Annotated in this window: 1 protein-coding gene; it reads left to right on the top strand. The window is 56.0% G+C overall.

Annotated elements, in window-relative coordinates:
• Positions 1-29 precede the first annotated feature (29 nt).
• Positions 30-921, top strand: an 892-nt coding sequence (locus ASH01S_RS17635) for an IS1634 family transposase (RefSeq protein WP_169794278.1), incomplete at its 3' end; no start/stop codon positions are given.

The raw sequence follows: 921 nt of genomic DNA, 5'->3' as shown, positions 1-921 counted from the left end.
GGTGACCATTTGCCGTGGAGGATTTCCAGTTGCTCGACAACCTAGAGATCCAGTACTTCAAGATGGAATCTGCACCGATTTGGGCTCGGTTGATTGATCGACTCGGGTGGGTGCAAATCATCGACGAATACGTTGGGAGCTCGGAGCAGTGTAAGCTGTCCGTTGGCACCCGTGTCAAGGCGCTGTTGGTGAACATCGCAACGGATCGCAGAGCCTTGTACCAAGTCGAGAAGTTTTACGCAGAACGGGATGTAGAAGTGCTCATGGGTTCCGGTGTCCGTGCCGAGGATCTGAACGATGACGCGTTGGGTCGAGCATTGGACGCGATATACAGGGCGGGTCCGCAGGAGCTTTTCAGCCGGGTGGCGCTTTCGACACTGTTGTCACTGAAGGTGCTCGATTGCTTCGAGGACTTCATCCCGGTACACGCGGATACCAGCTCATTGTCGGTGTACGGTGAGTACCCGGAGCAGGCTCGAAATCTGCGGGCCTTGCAGGACCCGTTTCAGATTGTACGGGGCTACTCGAAAGATGGCCGGCCAGATCTGAGACAGATCATTTTTGGGAATGTGACCGTATTGGGCCTGCCCATCTATGGCAGTGTGGACAGTGGCAACACGGATGACCATAGCTGGAACGAGGACACCATCGGAGGTCTGGCAAAGGTATTCACGTCCGAAATTCGCGGCAAGATGGTCTACATCGCGGATTCTGCGGCCGTGACCGAGAGGAATCTCACAGCGTTGGCGGACACGGGCCAGTCGTTCATTTCGCGGCTGCCATCGACGTTTACGTTGTGTGCCCATCTCAAGCAGGCAGCGTGGGAGAAAGAGGACGCCTGGCAGGACATTGGACGGTTGGCAAAAGCCAAGGACGGTGCGCACTACAAAATTCAGTCCTTCCGACGCGAACTGTACGGTC

This window comes from Alicyclobacillus shizuokensis NBRC 103103 (assembly GCF_001552255.1).
Classification (GTDB): domain Bacteria; phylum Bacillota; class Bacilli; order Alicyclobacillales; family Alicyclobacillaceae; genus Alicyclobacillus_G; species Alicyclobacillus_G shizuokensis.
This window is presented reverse-complemented; position numbering and strand designations above follow the sequence as displayed.